Here is a 19,783-nt window from a genome sequence, read left to right as displayed (position 1 = left end):
GCGGAGCTGCGGGTTAACCGGATGTGAACCGGATACCAGCCACCGCCGAACCGCGGCCGCGAAGACTGGGGCCTCCGGGACGCGCACGACCCGCACGACCCGCACGACCCGCACGACCCGCACGACCCGCAGGACCCGCACGACCCGCACGACGCACACACAGCACACGGCACACACAGGACACGCAGGAGCACCGTCGAGGCGCTGTGGAAGGGGCGACCCATGGCTTCCGAGCCTGGTGAAGCGGGCGGGCCGCCGCATGGGACGACCCCGGGCCAGCCGCCGGCCGGAGTGCCTGAAGCGGTGCGTGAAGGGGTGTGTGAAGGGGTGCGCGAGGGGGTGCGCGAAGGGGCGGCCGACGCGTCGCCCGCGGAGTTATCGGCCCCCGCGCGGGTGGTGGCCCGGCAGCGGATTCGCTTCGCGCACGCCTCGGTGGGCGGCGCGCTGGACGCGGGCCGGGTGGCCGCGGCGCAGCCCGTGGAGCGCGGCTGGGCCTGGGGCGGCGCGACCGGGCGCGGGGTGCGGGTGTGCGTGATCGACAGCGGCGTGGACAGCTCGCATCCGGCGATCGGCGGCAGCGCCGAGTCGTACGTGGCCGAGCCCGACACGCCCGCGCCGGGGGCGCGTTGGGACGTGGTCCCGGACACCGCGGGTGACCTGGCCGGCCACGGGACGGCCTGCGCCGGCATCATCCGTTCGCTGGCGCCGGAGTGCGAGCTGACCAGCGTCCGCATCCTCGGGTCGGGTCTGCGGGGCAGCGGCGAGGCACTGGTGCGGGCGCTGGAATGGGCGGTGGAACGGCGGTTCGCCGTCGTCAACGTCAGCCTGTCCACGCGCCGCGAGGAGCACAAGGAGCGGCTGCACGACCTGGCGGACGCGGCGTACTTCGCGGGCGTGACCCTGGTGTCGGCCGCGCACAACAGCCCGGTGGACAGCTATCCGTGGCGCTTCCCCTCGGTGCTGTCCGTGGGCGCGCACGCCGAGCCGGACCCGGAGTACGTGGAGGCCAACCCGGACCCGCCGGTCGACCTGTTCGCGCGGGGCGTGGCCGTCGAGGCGCCCTGGCCGGGCGGCGGCAAGCGGGTGGTGTCGGGCAACAGCTTCGCCGCCCCGCACGTGACGGGCCTGTGCGCGCGCATCCTGGAGCGCCATCCGCGCTTCCGCACCCCCGAGTTGCGCCACGTCCTGACCGCCACCGCGGGGAACCTGAGGAGGAGCCAGGGATGAGCGGTCCGCAGCACCCAGCGCAGTCGCCGTCGTACGACGAGATCCTGCGGTCGACGGTACGGCTGGCCCGGCTGTCCTTCTCCGCCGCCGCGGCCTCGGTCTTCCTGCGCGACGAGGACCAGGGCCTGCTGGTCTTCGAGGCGTCCTCGGGCGTGGGCGAGGACCGGCTGGTGGGCACGGCGATCCCCGCGGGGCAGGGCATCGCGGGCTGGGTGGCGGCCACGGGCGAGACCGTGATCGTACGAGGCGTCGCCGACGACGACCGGTTCGACCGCGACTTCGCGCTCAGCACGGGCCTGGTGCCCGACGTCCTGATGGCCGTCCCGATGGAGCACGCGGGCGAGATCATCGGGGTGCTCGAAGTGCTCGACCCGAAGACCGACGGCGTCGGCGACCTGGACGCCATGGACCTGCTCTCCGAACTCGCCCACCAGAGCACGGCCGCGCTGGCGCTGCTGCTGAGCCACCGGCGCACGGCCCGTACGGGGCTTACGGGGGAGGCCGGTTCGGCCACGGGGGCCGGTACGGATGCCGGCCGGGCCACGGTGTCCCGGCCCACCGCCGAACCCCTCGACCGGATCAGGTCCGCCCTCGCCGGAGCCACCGGCCGGCGTGCCGACGCCGGCCACGCGCTGCTCGCCGCGCTCGCCGACCTCCTGGACCCGGCGGCCGGTCCGCCCCCTGGCCCGACTCCGGACCCGACCCCCGGCCCGACCCCCGGCCCGACCCCCGGCCCGACCCCCGGCCCGACCCCGGACCCGGAAACCGGCCGGGCACCGTAGGAACCCTGTTCGGCACACGCACCTCCACGCACCCCACAGCTACGAGGAGGAATTCATGCAGGATGATCCGGAGCGGTTCGACGGTATGTCGTCCGCACTGTGCCCGCTCTATGTCGACCCCGTTCTGATGGAGGTCGAAGCGCATTCCGCAGACGCCGGCGCCGACGATTCCGGCGAATCGGAAGAAGCCGCGGAATAGCTCCGCAGAAAGCGGATTGTCACTCGCGGAGTACGCGGGAATTGGGCTCTTGGATGGCTCTGGCCTGCCCTTTTGCCGTTTCCTCGGGAAATTCACGTCACCCTTCACGGTGCGCTGTTCGGAGTCGGAATTCCTCTTTCCGTTTTACGGCGTGAAGTCGGAAAATGCGGCGAAGCACAAGGGGAATCGACTTATTGACACCCTGGTGGGGCTGCCGTAATCTCGGAAATCGGGGGCGCTCAGCACCCCGAAAACACCTTTACTTCCCTGGAGGAATCCATGTCTGGTGGGGCCGAGAAATTCGAGGGCGTCGAGGTCATCTGCGGCGTGTACGACAAGGACGCCGCGCCCGCGCTCTTGGGCAACGACGTCGAGGGCCACTCCGCCGAGCAGTTGCCGTCGGACGGCGTCATCTGTGGCGTGTACGACAAGGAAAACGCCTGAGCCACAGGGGAGCGGGCGCCGGCGCGCCCGCACCGCCGTTGACGCACCGCCGTTGACGGCACCGGTCCCGGAGGGCCCGGACCGGCGCGTCGCCGCGAGGCCGCGCGCCCGGTCCGGGACCCCTCACGTCGGCCCCCTCGTCCGGCTCCTCGGCCCCTCGTCCGGGACCTTCGTCCCGCCCGTCAGCCCCGCCCGTCACGCCCCTCGACAGGAAGCCCACGGCGAACGATGAGAGTCCTCGAAGGAAAGTCCGGTGTCTGGTACCTCGGTCCCGGCTCCACCGTGCTCATGCCGAAGCGGTTCCACGACGGCGGGCGGCTGACCGCCGAAGGACAGGCCGAGTTGGAGCGGTTCGGCGTCGAGCAGCCCAAGCCGGCCGCCCGCTACAGCCTCACCGTGGTCACCTCGACCGCCTGCAACCTCGGTTGCCCGTACTGCTTCCAGAACACCGAGGCCGCCCGGCCCGGCCGCTTCGACCCGCCGCGCATCCCGCGCGAGGTGCTCGACGGCCCGATGATCGACAAGATCGTGGCCTTCACCGAACCCCGCCTGCGCGCCACCGGACTCGACCGGCTGTTCGTGCTGCTCTTCGGCGGCGAGCCGCTGCTCAACCGCTGGGGCTGCACCGAACTGCTCACCCGGCTCTCCCGGTTGGCCCCGCTGACCGCCTCCATGGTCAGCAACGGCGTCCTGCTGACGCCCCGGACCGCGCGCCGGCTGGAGGAGACCGGGCTGCGTTCGGCGCAGATCACCCTGGACGGGCCGCGCGAGCTGCACGACAGCACCCGCTTCACCCGGTCCGGACGCGGCACCTTCGACAAGGTGCTGGACAACTGCGCCGCCGTGCAGGAGGCCACCGGCCTGCGGCTGTCGCTGCGCCTCAACACCACCGCCGAGGGGCTGCCGTTGCTCGGCGGCCTCGTCGCCGACCTCGCCGGCCGGATCGACCCGGCGCGCTGCACCTTCGACATCGCCCCGGTGCTCAACTACGAGGGCATGTTCGACCCGGTGATGAAGCGCTCGGCGGACGACGTCGAGGTGCTGCTGCGCGCCTACGCGGACGCCCTGGAGCTCGGGTTCACCGTGGGCTGGCCGGGCGGCAGCGCCTGCGGCTTCTGCGGCGAACGCGACGGCGGCACCGGCGCGGTGATCAACGCCGACGGCACGCTGTACAGCTGCTGGGAGACGATCGGCAAGCCGGGATACGAAGTCGGCAGCGTGGACGACGGCTACCGGGAGTACCCGGCCGACCGGTGGGTGAGCTGCGGCGAGTTCGCGGTCAGCGCCACGACGGCCGCGCAGTCGCGGGCGTTCGACGACGCGCTGACGGTCGGCCTGCTGGAACTGCTGCGCGACCACAGGCGCCGAGCCGCCGCGGCGGAGGCAACCGCCGCACCGACAACGTCCCCCGCCGCGAACGGAGTCGGCGCACGGTCCGGGCCCGGGTCCCTGGCGGTGACCGGCTCGTGAAGGTCCTGCTGTGCCCGCTGAGCAGCGGCGGCTTCCTGTACCCGGCGACGGCGGCGGCCCTGGAGCTGCACCGTCGCGGGCACGACGTCACGCTGTTCGCCGCGGGCGCGGCGGGACGAGCGGCCGCCGCCGCCGGGATCGCGGTCCTGCCCGCGGCGACGGAGCGGGAGCCGTACGCCTTCGACGTGAGCCGCTGGTTCCGGGACGGCGAGTCCCAGTACCGGGTGGTGCGGGACGCGGCGCGGGCGCTGCGGCCCGACGTCGTGGTGACCTCCGTGCTGTGTCCCGGTGCGCTGCTGGCCGCCGAGGTCCTGGACCTGCCGGTGGTCGTGCTCGGCCTCACCTGCCACCTGTGGCCGTACGCGGGCCCGGCGGTCAGTGGGGACGCGGCCGGCTCGGACGCGGACCCGGACACCGACTCGGACGGGGGCTTCGACGCCGACTCCGACGCGGAGGACCGGCGTTGGCGGCTGGCCGAGACCCTCAAGCACCACCAGGCGCTGCGCGACCGGTTGGGCCTGCGCACACCGCAACCCGCCGATCCCGCACGGCAGTTGCTCGGCCGGGCGTTCCTGCTACGCGGGCACCCCGGCCTCGAACTGCCGGGAGCGGTGCTGCCGCGGGGCGTACGGCACGTCGGCCCGCTGTGGTGGGAGCCGTCCCCCGACGACGACCCGCCCTCCGCCGGCGCCTCGCCGCACCCCGCTGACGACACCCTCGCGGAGCGCCTGGACCGGGTCGGAAAGCCGCTGGTCTACGTCCACTTGGGGCGCACGTTCGGCGGCGAGAGCCTGTGGCGCTGGATCGACGCCGCCTTCACCGGCACCGGCCACCAGGCCGTCGTGGAGCTGGCCCGCACCAGCACGCGTGCGCCCGCGCCCGGGTCCGATGTCGTCACGGTCCGCCGGCCGCGGATGGGCGATCTGCTGGCGCGGGCCGAGGCCGTCGTCAGCAACGGGACCAGCGCTCCGGTGCTCGGCGCGCTGCTGCACGCACGGCCGTTGCTGCTGCGGCCGAACGGCGGTGAGCAGCGGTTGCTCGGCGCCGCGTGCCTGCGCGCCGGGGTCGCGGCGGAACTGCCCGTGCACCCGGCGCCCGGTGACGCGGTGAGCCGCGCGGTCGGCGACGCGCGGCTGCGCGCCGCGGCCCGCACGCTCGGGACCGCGCTGGCCCAGGCCAAGAGCGCCACGGCCGCGGCCCAGGAGATCGAGGAGGCCGCCCGCTGACCACGCCGCAGCCTCGCCTGACGGGGCGCCAACGCACCCGGCCCACAAGCCCTTGAGCCCACCCCAGCCCCGCCCGAGCCCGCCCCGTCCCGTCCCGCCGGACCGAGGAGCGCACGTGACCTCCACCATCCCCACCGACCACGCCGCCGTCGCCTACGACGCCACCGCCCCGTTCTACGACCTGCTGTCCCAGGGCGACGACTACACCGTCTTCGGGAACATCCTGGAGACGCTGATCAAACGCGCGGACCCGCCGGGGAACAGACTGCTGGACGCCGGTTGCGGCACCGGCCGCAGCACCGTCGCCTTCGCCGAGCGCGGCTTCGACCCGGTGGGCGTGGACATCAGCGCGGGGATGATCGGCGTCGCCCGCGACAAGTACGCGGACCGCGGCATCGAGTTCCATGTCCACGACCTGCGGCTGCCGTTCACCGCGAGCGGCAGCTACGACGTGGTGCTGTGCATGAGCGACATCGCCAACTACCTCGCCGACAAGGCCCACTTGGCCGACGCGCTGGGGAGCATCGGCAGCGTGCTGCGGCCCGGCGGCGTGCTCGTCTTCGACGCCAACACCAGCCGCGGCTACACGCTGATGACGTCCACGCACGTCTACGAGTACGACGGCCTGTACGCCACCATGAGCGGGCGCTTCCTGACCCGGGAGGGCGACCCGAAGCGGTTCCGCATGGTCATGAACGCCTTCCGCAGCATCCCCGGGCAGCCGGACACCTGGCGCCGGGAGCGCGTCGAGCACCTCCAACGGCACCACAGCCGCGCGGAGTTCGCCGCCGCCCTGGATGCCGGCGGGCTCGACCTGGTGGCCGCCCACGGCCTGGAGCGCGACGGCTCGCTCTCCGACAGCGTGGACGAGGAAGCGCACACCAAGGGCCTGTACGTCGCCAAGCGCCGCTCCGGCGCGTGACCCGGCGCGCGATCGTCGCCCGTTCCGGCGCCCGCCTCGTATCCCGCCCCGTATCCCGACCCGCTGTCCGACGCATGGACGATCCGGCTCACGCCCCGGGGGCATGACGTGATCAACCGCAGTTTCACCCTGATCTGGGTCAGCCAGGCGCTGTCCGACGTGGCCAGCGAGATGACGTCCCTCGCGCTGCCGCTGGCGGTCCTGGCGGCGACCCGCTCCGCCGTGGACGCGGCGCTGGTCGCCACCGTCGTCGGCATCGCCCAGCTCCTGGCGAAGCTGCCCAGCGGGCTGATCGCGGACACGTACAACCGCAAGGCGCTGATGCTGCTGTGCGACGCGGGGCGGGCGGCCGTCGCGCTGCTGCTCGCGTGCGCGCTCGCCACCGGGAACCTCACCACCATCGTGGCGGTCGGGTCGGCGGCGACGATCGCGCTGTTCTCCTCGGTGTTCGGCCCGGCCGAGTCCGGGGTGCTGCGCCAGGCGGTGCCGTTGGAGCGGCGCCGGGAGGCGATCACCCGGAACATCGTGCGCAGCAACATCGCCATCGCGGTCGGGCCGCCGCTCGGCGGTCTGCTGCTCGCGGTCGGGGCGCCGATGGCGTTCGTCGCGGACGGCTGCTCGTACCTGCTGTCGCTGGTGCTGGTGACGCGCGTCGCCTACCGGCACATCCCGCGCCCCAAAGCCTCTGCGGCCACGGGCAAGGGCACGGGCACGGGCACGGGCGTCGCGGCGGTGAGTCCGCTGCGCAGCACGGCCACCGAGCTGACGCTGGGCTTCGGCTGGGTGTTCCGCCGCAGCGGTCTGGTGGTGCTCGTCGTCTTCGCCGCGTACGTCAACCTGCTCGGCCGCTCCATCGAGCTGCTGGCCGCGTTCGGCGTCTCGCACGACGGCGCGCACCCGGTCTCGGCCGGGCTGGTGCTGACCGCCGCGGGTGTCGGTGGCATCGCCGGCGGCCTGTGCGCGGGGTGGATACTGAAGCGGCTGAAGCCGACCACGATCGTCGCCGCGGCGTCGGTCGCGTGGCTGCTGATGATGCCGTGCGCGTCCACCGGCGACGAGTTGACCAGCGCGGTGGCCGTCGGCCTCGTGGTGTTCTCGCTGCCGTCGGTCGGCTCCCTGGTGGGCCTGACGATCAGCGTGGAGGCCCCGACGCATCTGCAGGGCCGGGTCGGCGGCGCGGTCACCCTGCTCGCCATCAGCATCGCGTGGGCCGGGCCCGGCCTCACCGGCTTCCTCATCGCCGGCCAGGGGCCGTTGACGGCGTCCGTGGTGCTCGCGGCGCCGATGGTGGTGCCGCTGATCGTGCTGGCGGCAAGTCCGCGGCTGCGGGCGGCCGTTCGCAAGATCGGCACCGTCGCGGCCCCGGACCCGGAACCCTCCTCCGGTGACGCGGGCGACGCGGGCGACACGGGAGACGGCGCGGACGGCGCGCCCGGCGCGGCTCCCGTCGAGGAGGACGTCATGGCGCACGCCTACGAGTCCGCCGACGCCGGCGGCACCCCCTCGCCGTCTCCGGCAGCCGCCGCCCGCACGCCACTTGACGATCTCCCGGGCGCCCTCGGCCCGTTCACCATGCTCGCCCTCGGTCTCGGCCGGGCCCGACCCCTGCCGTGACCGACCGGGGCCCACCCGCCCGGCACGTCGAAGGACCCCAGGAATCCGCCGGACTCCCGGGGCCCTTCGCGCGCGGCGGCCTACAGTTCCGCGAGCGCCGCGATCTTCGTGTCCTCCCGGGCGAACGCCACCTCGTCCACCGGGTTGCCGCGCACCGCCGCCGTGGCCGCGACCAGCTCCTGGAGCACGCACACCTCCACCAACGCCCGCTGCGGCGCGGTCAGATGGGCCGGGACCGTCACCGGTCGCACGCCCGCCGGGACGGGCGCCGAGCCGTCCGTCACCGCCAGCACACCGGTGGGCTTCTGCGTCAACTGGCGGGCGAGGGCCAGCTCCCGCGCGCCGCCCACCACCACATGGCTGGTGTGCTCGCTCGCGCAGTCCATCGGCCCGTGCAGGTACGCCCGGGTGCCGTACGCCGCCGACGGCACGAGCGGCCCCTCGCGCAGCAGCAGCGCGACGGCCTCGGCCGTGGTGAGCTGCGGCGCCGCCGCGACGATGTCGGCCGAGCCGCGGGCGAGCGGTCCTGCCGCGAACTCGCCGAGCACCTCCGCGTTGCGCGCCACCGACTCCTCGATCAGGTCGGGGAGTTCGCGCCAGCGGCCGTCCACCGCACCGTCCACCGAGCCGCTCGCCGTGCCACTCGCCGCGACCTCGGCGAGCATCGCGACCGCCGCGTACGTGACGACGAAACCGACGGTCGAGACCCGGCTGTCCGGCTGCGCGCCGAGCGTCAGGGCGGCGCCGGCGGCCTCCCGCAGCGGGCTGTCGTCGGCGTTCGTCACGGCCAGCGTGGGCACCCCCGCCCGGCGGAACCGGGTCACCAGGTCCGCGGTCTCCCTGCTGCGCCCGCTCTGGGACAGGGCGACGACCACGTCCGGCCGGCCCGCCGCCACCGGGTAGTCCGAGCAGTCCGTGCGCCAGGCGTCCACCCCGGCCGCGCGCAGCGCGTACAGCGGCGACGCCAGCGCGGCGGCACTCGCCCCGATCCCGGCGAACAGCACGCGCCGCCACTCGGGCCGCCAGACGCCGTCGGCGAGCCGGGCGGGCAGCGTGGCCACGGTCTCCCGCAGCGCGGCGACCTCGGCCAGCCGCCCTTCGTCGTAAGTACGGCCGTACACCGGGCCGTTCGAAGCAGTGGGTCCGGTCGGGCCGGCGGTCATGCCTGCGCCCCCTTCTCCTCGCGCGCACCCTGCTCCGCGCGCGGGTGCCAGGCGCGCCGCGCGATCGCGGGCACGTAGTCGCTCAGGTCGACGGGGAAGCGCACCACGGTCTGGGTCTCCGCCGCGTAGTAGGCGGCCATCAGCAGCTCGGTCACCGCGACCCCGCTGTCCAGCGACTCCAGCGGCGTGCGCCCGTCGGCGAACGCGCGGGTGATGTGCGTGTTCTCCGCGGTGTAGCCGTACGCGGCGGGCTCGTCGGCGATCACCGGCATCAGGCCCTGCTCGGCGTTCTGCTTCTCCAGCATGTCCTCGCCCGCGGCCTGTTCGAGCGCGCGCGAGAAGAACACGTTCGCGTCGCCGCTCAGCGAGTTGGCGTTCATCGAGTACTCGGGGCCGAGCAGCTCGAACGACAGCCGCATGCCCGCCCCGACGTATCCCCAGGACGTCATGGCCTCCACGATGACCGGCTCGCCGTCGCCGTTGACGAAGGTGAACGTCGCGTTGGCGTAGTCCTCGGACGGGGTGGTCCGGTAGTCCTGCACCCCCGGGTGGGTCTGCTCCAGTTGTGCCGCGTACCGCTCGCGGCCCCACCGCAGCGAGGCGACGGTGGCGGTCACCGACACCGGCCGCAGCCAGTCCGAGGGGTCCTTGCCCGGCGGGGTCAGCAGGAAGCGGCCGGCCTCCAGGGAGTGGCACATCAGGTCGTTGAGGACGCCGCCGCCCTGGGCCTCGCTGTCCCAGAACCACGCGGAGTGCGGGCCCGAGTGCTCCTCGGTGCAGCGGGCCAGGTACGGGGTCCCGGAGCGTTCGGCGCCGCGCGCCCACATCAGGTCGCGGGTGCGGGTCAGCCGCGGCGAGTAGACCTGGTTCTCCAGGTAGGCGTGCGGAATGCCCGCTTCGTGCACCAGCGCGGCGACCTGCCGGGCCTCGGCGAGGTTGCGGCCGAGCGGCTTCTCCACGGCGATGCCGCGCAGCGACGCCCGCCCGGCGACGACCTCGTCGCAGATCGCCCTGACCACCTGGACCCGGGTGTGGTTGGGGGTGAGCACCCACACCGCGTCGACCCGCTCGTCCCGCACCAGGGCGGCGATGTCGTCGTACGGCGTGACGTCCTCGCCGACGCGCAAATCCTCCGCGTAGGAGGCGAGTTCGCGGGCCCTTTCCAGGTCGCGGGACTGGGTCGCGACGATGTCGGAACCGCGGATCGCCTGCCAGGACCGTACGTGGAAGTGGGCGATGAAGCCGGAACCGATGATGCCGATCCCGAGGGTCTTTCCGTTCATGGACTGTCCTTCATGCGTCGTGCGTGGTCGTGCGTGGTCCGTGTGCGGACGTGCGCTGCTGTGCGCTGCTGGGTGCTGCCGCGAGGCGGTGCGGGGGTGGGTGCGGGTCGGCGCCTCACCCCTTCACGCCGGTCAGCGTGATGCCCTCGACGAAGGTGCGCTGGGCGAGGAAGAAGACGAGGACCACCGGGAGCGTGGCGAGGGTGGTGACCGCCATGATCACGCCCCAGTCGGTGGAGTGGGAGCCGTGGAAGGAGGCCAGGCCGTAGGAGACCGTCCACAGGTCCGGGTTCTCCGAGGTGTACAGCAGCGGCCCGTAGTAGTCGTTCCAGCACTGGAAGAACATGAAGATCGAGGCCGCGGCGATCCCGGGCTTCGCCATCGGCACCATGACGCGGGTGAGGATGCCCCACTCGCCGTTGCCGTCCATCCGCGCCGCGTCGATGTACTCGGTCGGGATGGACAGGAAGAACTGGCGCAGCAGGAAGATGGAGAAGGCGTTGCCGAACAGGTGCGGCAGGATCAGCGGCCACATGGTGCCGACCACCCGGAACTGCGCCCACATCACGTAGATCGGCACCTGGGTGACCTGCGGCGGCAGCAGCATCGCGATGATCACCGCGAAGAAGATCGCCCCGGCGAAGCGGATGCGCACCTTGGCCAGCACGTAGGCCATCGGCACCGACGAGATCAGCATGAAGAGCGTCGAGGCGCCCGCGTAGAGCAGGGAGTTGCCGAACCAGCGCAGCAGGGGCGCGGTGTGGAACGCGGTGGAGTAGTTGGACCACTGCCAGGGGTGGGGCCACAGCGCGCCGGTCAGGGTCTGGTGTCCGCCCATGAAGGAGGTGAGGACCACGAAGGCGACCGGGACGAGGAAGATCAGGCCGAGCGCGATGAGCAGCGCGTGCTCGGCGACGTACGCGAGTGTTCTTCTGACGGGCACGGTGCTCATACCCCCTTCCGCCGGAAGAGTCCGGCCTTGCGCAGGAGGACTGCCATCACGGCCGCGGCCACGACGAACAGCACGACGGCCATGGCGGCCGCGTAGCCGAGTTGGAAGCTGCTGAAGCCCTGCACGTACATCCACTGGGTGTAGGTGAGCAGCGAGTCGTTCGGATAGCCGAGGAGCTGGTCGGCGCCCGCGTCGATGCCGGTCTTGCCGTTGGCGACGCTGGAGGCGACGGCGGCCTCGGTGAAGTACTGGAGCGCGGCGATCACGCCGGTGACGGCCGAGAACAGCAGCACCGGGGAGATGTTGGGCAGGGTGATGTACCAGAGCTTCTGCCGGCCGCCGGCGCCGTCCAGCTCCGCCGCCTCGTACTGGTCCTTCGGTACGTCGAGCAGCGCGGCGAGGAAGATCACCATGACGTCGCCCATCATCCAGACGCCAAGCAGCAGCAGTGACGGCTTGGACAGGGACGGGTCGTTGAACCAGAGCGGCCCCTTGATCCCGAAGGTCTTCAGCAGCGTGTTCACCGGCCCGGTACCGGGGTTGAAGAGGAACACGAAGCCGACGACGGACGCGACCGGCGGCACCAGCGCCGGCACGTAGAACAGGGTGCGCCAGAAGCCGGAGGCGCGCTTGCGCCGGGTCAGCAGCAGGGCGATGCCGAGCGAGCAGACCATCCGCACCGGCACGAGGATGACCACGAACCAGAGGGTGTTGCGGGCGGCGTGCCACACCCGCGGGTCCTGGGTGAACAGGTAGGTGTAGTTGCGCAGCCCGATCCACTTGGGGGAGCTGGCCAGGTCGTAGTTGGTGAAGGACAGGTAGACGTTGGCGCAGAGCGGATAGAGGAAGAAGACCAGCAGCCCGATGGTGGCCAGCGCCATCATCGACCAGATGGCCATCCTGCCGCGCAGCGCGCGGTACCGCCGGGCGCGCGCGGCGCCGGTTCCGTACCCGCTGTCGGGGGTGCCCGCACCGGCCGGCCGCGGGTGGGCGGCGGTGCCGAGGGCTTTCACATCACTCATGGGTCACTTCGCCCGTCGCAAGCTGAGCGCGTTGTTGATGTCGCGGTCGACCTTCTTGAGGCCGCCGGTGAGGTCGCCGCCGGAGCCCTCCTGGTAGGTGGTCCAGAAGTTGTCCATCGTGGCGGTGAGGGTGGAGCCGATCTCGGTGACCGGACTGGTGGCACTGGCCGGGCTGCCGGACGCGTCGATGAACGTCTGGTACTGGACCGGGGCCTGGAGCTTCGGAGAGGCGGCGGCGCTCTTCAGGGTCGGGATGTTCTTCACGCCGTTGGCGAGCTTCACGGCCGCGTCGGTGTCGGCGGCGATGTACTTCACCAGCGCCCACGCGGCCTCCTTGTGCCGCGAGCGCTTGTCGATGCCGATGTCGGCGGCCGAGACGAAGCCGCCGCCGTACTTCTGGCCGCTGCCGTCGAGGACCGGGAACGGCGCGGTGCCGTACCGCAGCTTCTTGGCCTGGTCCTGGATGAAGGCGACCCGCCACTCGCCGTCGAGCGCCATGGCGATCCGGCCGGTCTGGAAGGCGTTGTTCGCGGACCACTCGTCGCCGAGCCCCGCGGTGAACGTCTTGAGCTTCCCGTAGCCGATCTTCTTGACGAACGCGCGCTGCCAGGCGATGAGCCGGCGCCACTGCGGGGAGGAGGCGACGGCCGAGTCGCCGTCCTTCATCCAGGTCACCCCGGCGGTGCCGCCGAAGGTGGCGGAGGTGTTCTGCTGGAAGCCCACCAGCGGGTTGAAGCCGAGGGTCCTGATCGAGCCGTCGCTGTTGTACGTGGTGAGCTTCAGCGCCATGTCCTCCAACTGCTCCAGCGTGCGCGGCGGCTGGGTGTAGCCGGCCTTGGCGAGCAGCGCGGTGTTGAAGTACAGCCCGTACACGTCGGAGGTGGTCGGCAGCGAGCAGCGGCGCCCGTCGAACGCGGTGGCCTGGGCGAAGATGCCCTGGAAGTCGGCGGTGCTGACGCCGTCGCGCCGCATGTACGGCGTGAGGTCCGCCATCGTCTTGCAGGCCGTGCCGAGCGTGGCGTTGACGTTGGTGATCATCGCGTCGACGTCGCCGCCGGACGAGACCACCTGGGTGATCTTGGTGTCCTGCTGCCCGCTGTGGACGTGCACCTTGACGTCCGGGTACTTCTTCTCGAAGTCGTCCACCACGGACTGGATCACCTCGGCCTCGCGGCCCGAGTAGTGGTGCCAGAGCTGCACGGTGCCGGACAGATGGGCGGGCGGGGTGGACGCCACGGGGCCGTCCCCGCCGCCGACCGCGCAGCCGGTCAGGCTGAGGGCCGCGGTGGCCGACAGCGCGGCGAGCGCGGTGCCGAGGCGTCGTGGCCGCCCTGGCCGGTGCGGCCGCGGTGGCCGCCGTACGGGGCGGGGTGATATCGCCGATTTCATCGCAGAGCCTTCCTGCCGAAGTGCGCGACGTGTCGTCGAGTGCGCTCCTCCGATACGGGCGCGGGTCACGGGCGTGGGCGCCGGACGTTGACACGGGAACGGGTCGGGCACGGGATACGGGTTGCGGGCATGGGGACAGGGACAACGGGGGTACGGGGCGGGGCCGGGCGCGGGTCCTGGCGCGGGTCCGGTGCGTCGGGGACGACGCGGCCGGGGAAGTGGACGCGGGCACGGGTGGGAACGGGGCGGCGGGGCCGGCCCGGTGACGAGTCGCGGGGTGCGGGTGCCGGCGGTGTCCGGCGGTGTGGAGAGGTGGTGAGGTGGAGACGCGGAGGAGGGGCGGTGGGGCGGTGGGTGCCTTACGGGTGGTGGTGGGGCGCGGGCCGCCGGCGGATGGTTCCCGGGCCGGCGGTCAGCTGATGTCGCGGAGCTTGGCCGCGATGATCCGCGACCTGTCCTGCTCGGAGGCGGCGCCGCCCGCGCGGGCGATGAGCGCCTCGCGCAACCGCTCGCCGAGTACGGCCCGCGCGCCGCCGAGCACGGCGTCGTCCTCGACCTGGGTCACCTGTACCGCCGGGTCCCAGCGGGTGTGGTTGCGGATGGCCGTACGGGTCAGTTCGGCCAGTCGCGCGCCGCCCGACCGCCCCACCGGGCCGCCGAGCACGACGAGTTCGGGATCGAGCACCCCGAGCACCGGGATGACGCCCAGCGCCAGCCGGGGCGCGTACACCTCCAGCACCGGTCCCGGCAGCGGGGCGCCGCCGAGCACCTGCTCGAAGACGTGGTCCGAGCAGCCGGTCTCGCGGCCGACCCGGTCCAGTCCGGCGGCCCCGAGCAGGGTTTCGAGGTCCACCGCGTCGGTGTCCGGGTCGAGCACGCCGCGCGGCACCGGCAGGTTGCCGATCTCGCCGGCGCCGCCGGACGCGCCGTGCAGGACCCGGCCCGCGACGTCGACCGCGAGGCCGATGCCGTAGCCGACCCACAACAGCGCGACGGTGGCGTCCGGTTCGAAGGCGGCGGCCCGGCGTTCGGCCACCGCCGCGAGGTTCACGTCGTTGTCGACCTGCACCTCGCAGCCGAGCGCCGCCTCCAGCTGGTGCCGGATGCTCTTGCGCGACCACCCCGGCAGCGCCTGCACGGAGCTGAGTTCGTCCGAGCGGGGATCGACGCTGCTGGGTACGCCGACGCAGACGTGCCGGATGGCGGCGAGGTCGACGCCGGCCGACTCGCAGGCGCTGAGCACCGCGCCCGCCACGTCGCGGGCCGCGCTGCGGTCGGCGGACATGCCGGCGGCGGCCTCGCTGGCGACCGGATGGTCCGAGCCCTTCAGGTCGACGAGCGTCGAACGCACGCCGTCCTGGTCGACGTTGACCGCGACACCGTAGGCGAGGTCGTTCTGCACGCCGTAGAGCGCGGCGCTCGGGCCCCGGCCGATCGACTCCTCGCCGACGACCTCGATGAGGCCCTTCTCCTCCAGCCGGGCGATCATCTGGGCCGCGGTCGGCTTGGACAGTCCACTGCGCTCCCCGATGCCGTTCCGGCTGAGGGGGCCGTGGTCGAGCAGCAGGCGCATGGCCGTCGCGGCGTTCTGGTCCCCGAGCCAGGACGGGGTTCCTCTGACGGCCATGAGTGCTCTCTCTCGCCCTGCGGTGTGGTTGCCAGGAACGTATCAGAAACCTTCTTTATAGAAAGGGGTCGCGCGGCCTGTGATCGTTTCGTTATGAGAAGCGCCGTTCCTTGGGTGACCAATCGTGCATTGAGGGAAATTGGGGCAATCGACGCCACCCTCTGGTGCGAGCGGGGGTGGCATGCCTAGTATCCGAAAACAAAGTTGTCAGTAACGGAGATGAGGGTGAGATGACGGACGTCCTGCGCGTCGGTGTCCTCGGCAGCGGCGGCATAGCCACCGCGCCGTACGGAGTGCTGCCGAACCTCCACCACTACGCGGGGCGCGTCGAGGTCGCGGCGATCGCCGACACCGCCCACGACCAGGCCCGCGCGGTCGCCGACCGGTTCGCGATCCCGGCCGCCTACGACTCGCTCGACGCGATGCTCGACGGCGCCGAACTCGACGCGGTCGTGAACCTCACCCCGATCCCGGTGCACGCCGAGACCTCCCGCCGCATCCTGGAGAGCGGGAAGCACCTGGCGAGCGAGAAGCCGCTCGCCGCGACCCTCGCGGAGGCCGACGAGCTGATCGAGCTGGCCCGCGCGCGCGACCGCGTCATCGTGTGCGCACCGCCCGACCTGCTCTACGAGCCGTACGAGCGCGCGGCCCGGCTGGTCGGCGAGGGCGCCCTGGGCAAGGTCGCCTTCGCCCGGGTGCGCAGCTCGCACGCCGGCCCCGGCGGCGGGCCGGACGGGTGGCCGTCCGACCCCAGCTGGTTCTACCGGGCGGGTTCGGGCCCGCTGCTCGACATGGGCGTGTACGGCATCCACGAGATCACCGGCATCCTCGGCCCGGCCCGGCGGGTCGTCGCGTTCGCCGGGATCACCGAGCCGGTCCGCACCGTGCGCGGCGGCCCGTTCCGCGGCCTGGAGATGCCGGTGACCGCGCCGGACAACTGCCTGTTCATGCTGGACTTCGGCGAATCCACGTACGCCGTGGTCGACGGCACCTTCAACGTCCACGCCGCCAAGAGCCCCAAGGTGGAGATCTTCGGCCGCCGGGGAGTGCTCAACATCCTCCGCCCGGACGGCCCCGACCTGGAGTTCTACCGGACCGACATCGCGGACGGCGTGGACGGCTGGGTGGAGCCGACGGCGCCGCTCGCCCGCAACGACCGCCGCGCCACGTACGGCAGGGCACTGCTGGTCGGCCACCTCGCCGACGTGGTGCTCGACGGCGCCACCCCCGTCCTGACCGCGGAGCACGCCCGGCACGCGCTGGAGATCATGATCGGCGTCGAGGTGTCCGCCCGCGAGCAGCGCTTCGTGGACCTGACGACGACGTTCTGACGGCAGCACGTCCGCGGTGTCCGTCCTGACGGGGACGCGCGCTGCGGCCTGTGCCTGATCCGTCCTGACGGGGACGCGCGCTATGGCGTGTGCCTGATCCGTCCTGACGGGGACGCCCGCTATGGCATGTGCCCGATCCGTCCTGATCGCGAAGCCCGTTGACGTCCGTACGACGCTCCGCCCCCCCCAACTCCCTACCGAACCAGGGGAACCAGCAGCATGACCACGCCCATCCGCATCGGCATCATCGGCTTCGACCACTGGTACGCGGGCATCCCCTTCGCCCGCAAGGTCGCCGCAGAACCGACCGTCTCCCTGCACGCCCTCGTGGACCGCGACCCGGCCCGCGTGGCGCACGTCGCCGAACTCACCGGCTGCGCCCGCACGTCGACCGACCCGGCCTTCGTCCTCGACGACCCCGACGTGGACGCGATCGCCTGCTTCACCAGCGTCGACCAGAGCCCCGAGCTGTGCGTGGCGGCGGCCCGCGCGGGCAAGCACATCGTCTCGGTGAAGCCGCTGGCCATGACGCTGCCGGAGGCGGACCGGGTGGTCGAGGCGGTCGAGGCGGCGGGCGTCGTGTTCGTGCCGAGCGAGTCGCGCCACACCTCGCCGCTGGCCAGGCGGCTGTCCGAACTCGTCGGATCGGGGCGGCTCGGGGAACTGCGCGCCGGCACCTTCGCCATGGACAGCGGCCTGCCCACCGCGTGGCCCGGCTCCACCGCCGGCCCCGGCTGGTGGGCCGACCCCGCGAGGACCGCGGGCGGCGGATGGATCGACCACGCCGTCTACCAACTGGACCGTATGCAGGCGCTGTTCGGCTCACCCGTCGCCGAGGTCCGCGGGACCGTCGCGAACATCGCGCACCCGGACCTCCCCGTGGAGGATTACGGGCACGCCGTGTTCACCCTGGAGAGCGGCGCGGTGGTGACCGTGGAGGACACCTGGATCGCGCCGGCCGGCGCGTCCAGCACGCGCGCGCACCTCGTCGGATCGCGGGGCGCCGTCTTCCACGACACGGCGACGGGCACCTTCGGCTTCGCCGAGCAGGGCGGCGAGTGGACGTTCGCCAAGCTGCCCGCGGACACCTTCGACACCCTGGAGGTGCTCCTCGCGGCGGTCCGCGACGGCGTGCCGCCGCAGTCCACGGTGCGCACCGCCCGCGCCACCCTCGCCACCTGCCTCGACTTCTACGAGGCGGCGCGGCGCGGCCGTTGACGGGCGCGGCGGCGAACAGGGTCGGCGGACAACGGACGTTACGGAAAGCTCCGGGCACACGTGGAAACCAAGTACATCGTCGGCGTGGACGCGGGCGGGTCGAAGACCCGGCTGCGCTTCGCGGCAACGGACGGCGGCACCGTCAAGGACGTCACGCACCCCGCGGGCGACTGGACCAACGAGGACGCGCGCGGCAAGGCGCTGCTGATCGCGGCGCGGATCAGGGAGGTGACGGGCCTGCCCCCGGCCGCCGTGGGCATCGGGGCGCACGGCTGCGACTCGGACGCGGAGTGCGCCGAGCTTCGGGCCGCCACCGAGGCCGAACTCGGCGTGCCCGTAAGGGTGGTGAACGACGCGTTCCTGCTCGCGGAGGCCGTTCCCGACGGCGGGCCGTGCGCGGCCCTCGTCGTCGGCACCGGCTCGATCGCGGTGGCCCGGCACGTGGCCGGCGGGCACTCGCTGTACGCGGGCGGCTGGGGGTGGTTGATCGGTGACCCCGGCTCGGCCTGGGGCACCGTGCGCTGCGCCGTGCGGGCGCTGTCCGAGACGGAGAACCGTACCGGCTCGACGGGCGGCGACCCGCTGCTGCCCGCGCTGCTCGCCGCGTCCGGCGCCCGCTCGCTGCGCGAGGTGGTCGGGCTGATGCAGCGAACTCCCGGGCGGCACTGGGCTGCTTGGGCGCCCACGGTCTTCGACGCCGCCGAGGCCGGGTCCCCGGCGGCGCTCGCGGCCCTCCGCCAGGGCGCGGCCGATCTCGTCTCCCTGGTGGGCGACCTGCTCGCGCGGGGCGCCGACGCGCGACGCGTGGTGGCGGGCGGCAGCGTGATCGCGGGCCGGCCGTCACTCGCGACGCGGGTGGCCTCGGGACTGCTGGCCCGGCACGGCCTGCCCCTGACGGTGTTCGCCGGGGAACCGGTGGCGGGAGCGGTGCTGTTGGCCCGCAGAACCGCCGCGCCCTGACCGACCGATCCGCCGCCCACCGGTCCGCGCCCGCCGGAATTCCCCCGGCCGGGCGATCGGCTAGCCGATCGGGCCGACGTACGTGCCGGGGTGCGTGGCGCCGTCCTGGAGGAGGACCGGGCCCCACGGCCACGCGAGGGTCACGCTGGTGGTCTCGTTGGGGGGCGTGACGGTCACCGACTTCGGGGTCCACTTGCCCTTGAGCTCGGGGAGGAAGGTGATCTGGAAGTCGGTGTTGTCGCCGGGGGCGAGCGTGATCGCGCTGTAGTGCTTGCTCTGGCGGGACAGCGACCAGTGCGTGGAGCCGCCGTTGAGGTCCAGGCCAGGGAAGCCGCCGACCTGGCAGGCGTGGCTGCTGCGGTTGTGCACCGATATCCCGGCGGTCTGCTGGGCGTCCGAGGTCGTGTCCGGCGCCGCGTCCCCGCCCGTCTCGAACGAGAGCGTCAGGTCCGCCGTGTGGCACCGGGGTGTCCCCGACGACTTGCCGGCGGGCGCGCCCGCGGGCGCCGTTGTGGCCGTCCCCGGTGCCGTGGTGGCCGCCGCCGGGTCCTGGGTGGCACTGCTGCCGTCGTTGCCGGAAGGCGAGAGGGTGGTTCCGTCGTCGGGTGCGCCCTGCTGGCTCGCGGAGTTCGACGCCGAGGCGTTCGACGTTCCGTCGGACGACCCGCACGCGGAGAGCGTGAGGGCGCAGGCCGCGGCGAGGACGGCGGCGGCGACGGCGGAACGTCGGGGGCTGATCGGCATGGGGACCTCAAGTCGCTTGCGCTGCTGGGTGTATCGGGCACGCACCATCCTTCCGGCGGAGTTTCACCGAACGGTGACAGGAACTTCCCGGCCAGGCGACAGGTTCCCCGGCGGCCGGGGCTGCCCTGCCCTGCGCCTGACCGGTGAGAACGTGGGCGGGGGGCGGCCGGGGCGGCCCGGGGCCCCCCCCCCCCACCCCCCACGCCCGCC

Annotated in this window: 18 protein-coding genes; 11 read left to right on the top strand and 7 right to left on the bottom strand. The window is 73.0% G+C overall.

The features are described from left to right. Positions 1-327 precede the first annotated feature (327 nt). The 8 genes from AB0399_RS28505 to AB0399_RS28470 all read left to right on the top strand — a co-directional run bounded on the left by AB0399_RS28505 (position 328) and on the right by AB0399_RS28470 (position 7,884). The gene (locus AB0399_RS28505) at positions 328-1,227 is read left to right on the top strand and encodes a S8 family serine peptidase (RefSeq protein WP_366413303.1); all 900 of its coding nucleotides are present in this window, start codon (positions 328-330) and stop codon (positions 1,225-1,227) included. Next, positions 1,224-2,009: a GAF domain-containing protein gene (locus tag AB0399_RS28500; protein ID WP_366413302.1), complete on the top strand. Its 786-nt coding sequence runs from the start codon at positions 1,224-1,226 to the stop codon at positions 2,007-2,009. Before AB0399_RS28505 ends, AB0399_RS28500 begins: the two co-directional genes overlap by 4 nt. 55 nt (positions 2,010-2,064) lie before the next feature. Then, entirely contained in the window at positions 2,065-2,208 is a 144-nt protein-coding gene (locus AB0399_RS28495; protein ID WP_366413301.1) for a hypothetical protein, read from the top strand. A gap of 279 nt (positions 2,209-2,487) precedes the next feature. After that, positions 2,488-2,652, top strand: a complete 165-nt coding sequence (locus AB0399_RS28490) for a hypothetical protein (RefSeq protein WP_328466179.1) — start codon at positions 2,488-2,490, stop codon at positions 2,650-2,652. 228 nt (positions 2,653-2,880) lie between these two features. Further along, on the top strand, positions 2,881-4,122 hold the full coding sequence (locus AB0399_RS28485) for a radical SAM protein (protein WP_366413300.1): 1,242 nt from the start codon (positions 2,881-2,883) through the stop codon (positions 4,120-4,122). Further along, on the top strand, positions 4,119-5,348 hold the full coding sequence (locus AB0399_RS28480; RefSeq protein ID WP_366413299.1) for a glycosyltransferase: 1,230 nt from the start codon (positions 4,119-4,121) through the stop codon (positions 5,346-5,348). The genes AB0399_RS28485 and AB0399_RS28480 overlap by 4 nt, the downstream gene beginning before the upstream one ends. Before the next feature lie 115 nt (positions 5,349-5,463). Continuing rightward, positions 5,464-6,270 carry a methyltransferase domain-containing protein gene (locus tag AB0399_RS28475; RefSeq protein ID WP_366413298.1) on the top strand — a complete coding sequence of 269 codons (807 nt, stop codon included), beginning with the start codon at positions 5,464-5,466 and terminating at the stop codon, positions 6,268-6,270. 108 nt (positions 6,271-6,378) lie between these two features. Then, entirely contained in the window at positions 6,379-7,884 is a 1,506-nt protein-coding gene (locus AB0399_RS28470) for an MFS transporter (protein WP_366413297.1), read from the top strand. Positions 7,885-7,964: 80 nt separating this feature from the next. Here AB0399_RS28470 and AB0399_RS28465 read toward each other — a convergent pair whose 3' ends face one another. From AB0399_RS28465 to AB0399_RS28440, 6 genes are all read right to left on the bottom strand, one after another. Then, positions 7,965-9,047, bottom strand: coding sequence for an SIS domain-containing protein (locus AB0399_RS28465; RefSeq protein ID WP_366413296.1), 1,083 nt, complete (start codon positions 9,045-9,047; stop codon positions 7,965-7,967). Beyond that, positions 9,044-10,330, bottom strand: coding sequence for a Gfo/Idh/MocA family oxidoreductase (locus AB0399_RS28460; RefSeq protein WP_366413295.1), 1,287 nt, complete (start codon positions 10,328-10,330; stop codon positions 9,044-9,046). Before AB0399_RS28460 ends, AB0399_RS28465 begins: the two co-directional genes overlap by 4 nt. Positions 10,331-10,445: 115 nt before the next feature. Continuing rightward, the gene (locus tag AB0399_RS28455; RefSeq protein WP_328466165.1) at positions 10,446-11,282 is read right to left on the bottom strand and encodes a carbohydrate ABC transporter permease; all 837 of its coding nucleotides are present in this window, start codon (positions 11,280-11,282) and stop codon (positions 10,446-10,448) included. Beyond that, entirely contained in the window at positions 11,279-12,304 is a 1,026-nt protein-coding gene (locus tag AB0399_RS28450; protein WP_366413294.1) for a sugar ABC transporter permease, read from the bottom strand. Before AB0399_RS28450 ends, AB0399_RS28455 begins: the two co-directional genes overlap by 4 nt. 3 nt (positions 12,305-12,307) lie before the next feature. Beyond that, complete coding sequence (locus AB0399_RS28445) at positions 12,308-13,693, bottom strand: extracellular solute-binding protein (RefSeq protein ID WP_329367409.1); 1,386 nt, start codon at positions 13,691-13,693, stop codon at positions 12,308-12,310. A 412-nt stretch (positions 13,694-14,105) separates the two neighbouring features. Continuing rightward, on the bottom strand, positions 14,106-15,320 hold the full coding sequence (locus AB0399_RS28440) for an ROK family transcriptional regulator (protein ID WP_329367410.1): 1,215 nt from the start codon (positions 15,318-15,320) through the stop codon (positions 14,106-14,108). A 230-nt stretch (positions 15,321-15,550) separates the two neighbouring features. On the opposite strand from AB0399_RS28440, the gene AB0399_RS28435 reads away from it, so the two are divergent. The 3 genes from AB0399_RS28435 to AB0399_RS28425 all read left to right on the top strand — a co-directional run bounded on the left by AB0399_RS28435 (position 15,551) and on the right by AB0399_RS28425 (position 18,829). Then, positions 15,551-16,651, top strand: coding sequence for a Gfo/Idh/MocA family oxidoreductase (locus AB0399_RS28435; protein WP_366413293.1), 1,101 nt, complete (start codon positions 15,551-15,553; stop codon positions 16,649-16,651). 219 nt (positions 16,652-16,870) lie between these two features. Continuing rightward, positions 16,871-17,869, top strand: coding sequence for a Gfo/Idh/MocA family oxidoreductase (locus AB0399_RS28430; RefSeq protein ID WP_366413292.1), 999 nt, complete (start codon positions 16,871-16,873; stop codon positions 17,867-17,869). A 60-nt stretch (positions 17,870-17,929) separates the two neighbouring features. Next, complete coding sequence (locus tag AB0399_RS28425) at positions 17,930-18,829, top strand: ATPase (protein ID WP_366413291.1); 900 nt, start codon at positions 17,930-17,932, stop codon at positions 18,827-18,829. Between the two features lie 60 nt (positions 18,830-18,889). Here the strand turns inward: AB0399_RS28425 and AB0399_RS28420 are convergent, their stop codons facing one another. Beyond that, positions 18,890-19,621 carry a DUF4232 domain-containing protein gene (locus AB0399_RS28420; RefSeq protein WP_366413290.1) on the bottom strand — a complete coding sequence of 244 codons (732 nt, stop codon included), beginning with the start codon at positions 19,619-19,621 and terminating at the stop codon, positions 18,890-18,892. Positions 19,622-19,783: the final 162 nt, after the last annotated feature.

The organism is Streptomyces sp. NPDC088194 (genome assembly GCF_040702025.1).
GTDB lineage: Bacteria > Actinomycetota > Actinomycetes > Streptomycetales > Streptomycetaceae > Actinacidiphila.
This window is presented reverse-complemented; position numbering and strand designations above follow the sequence as displayed.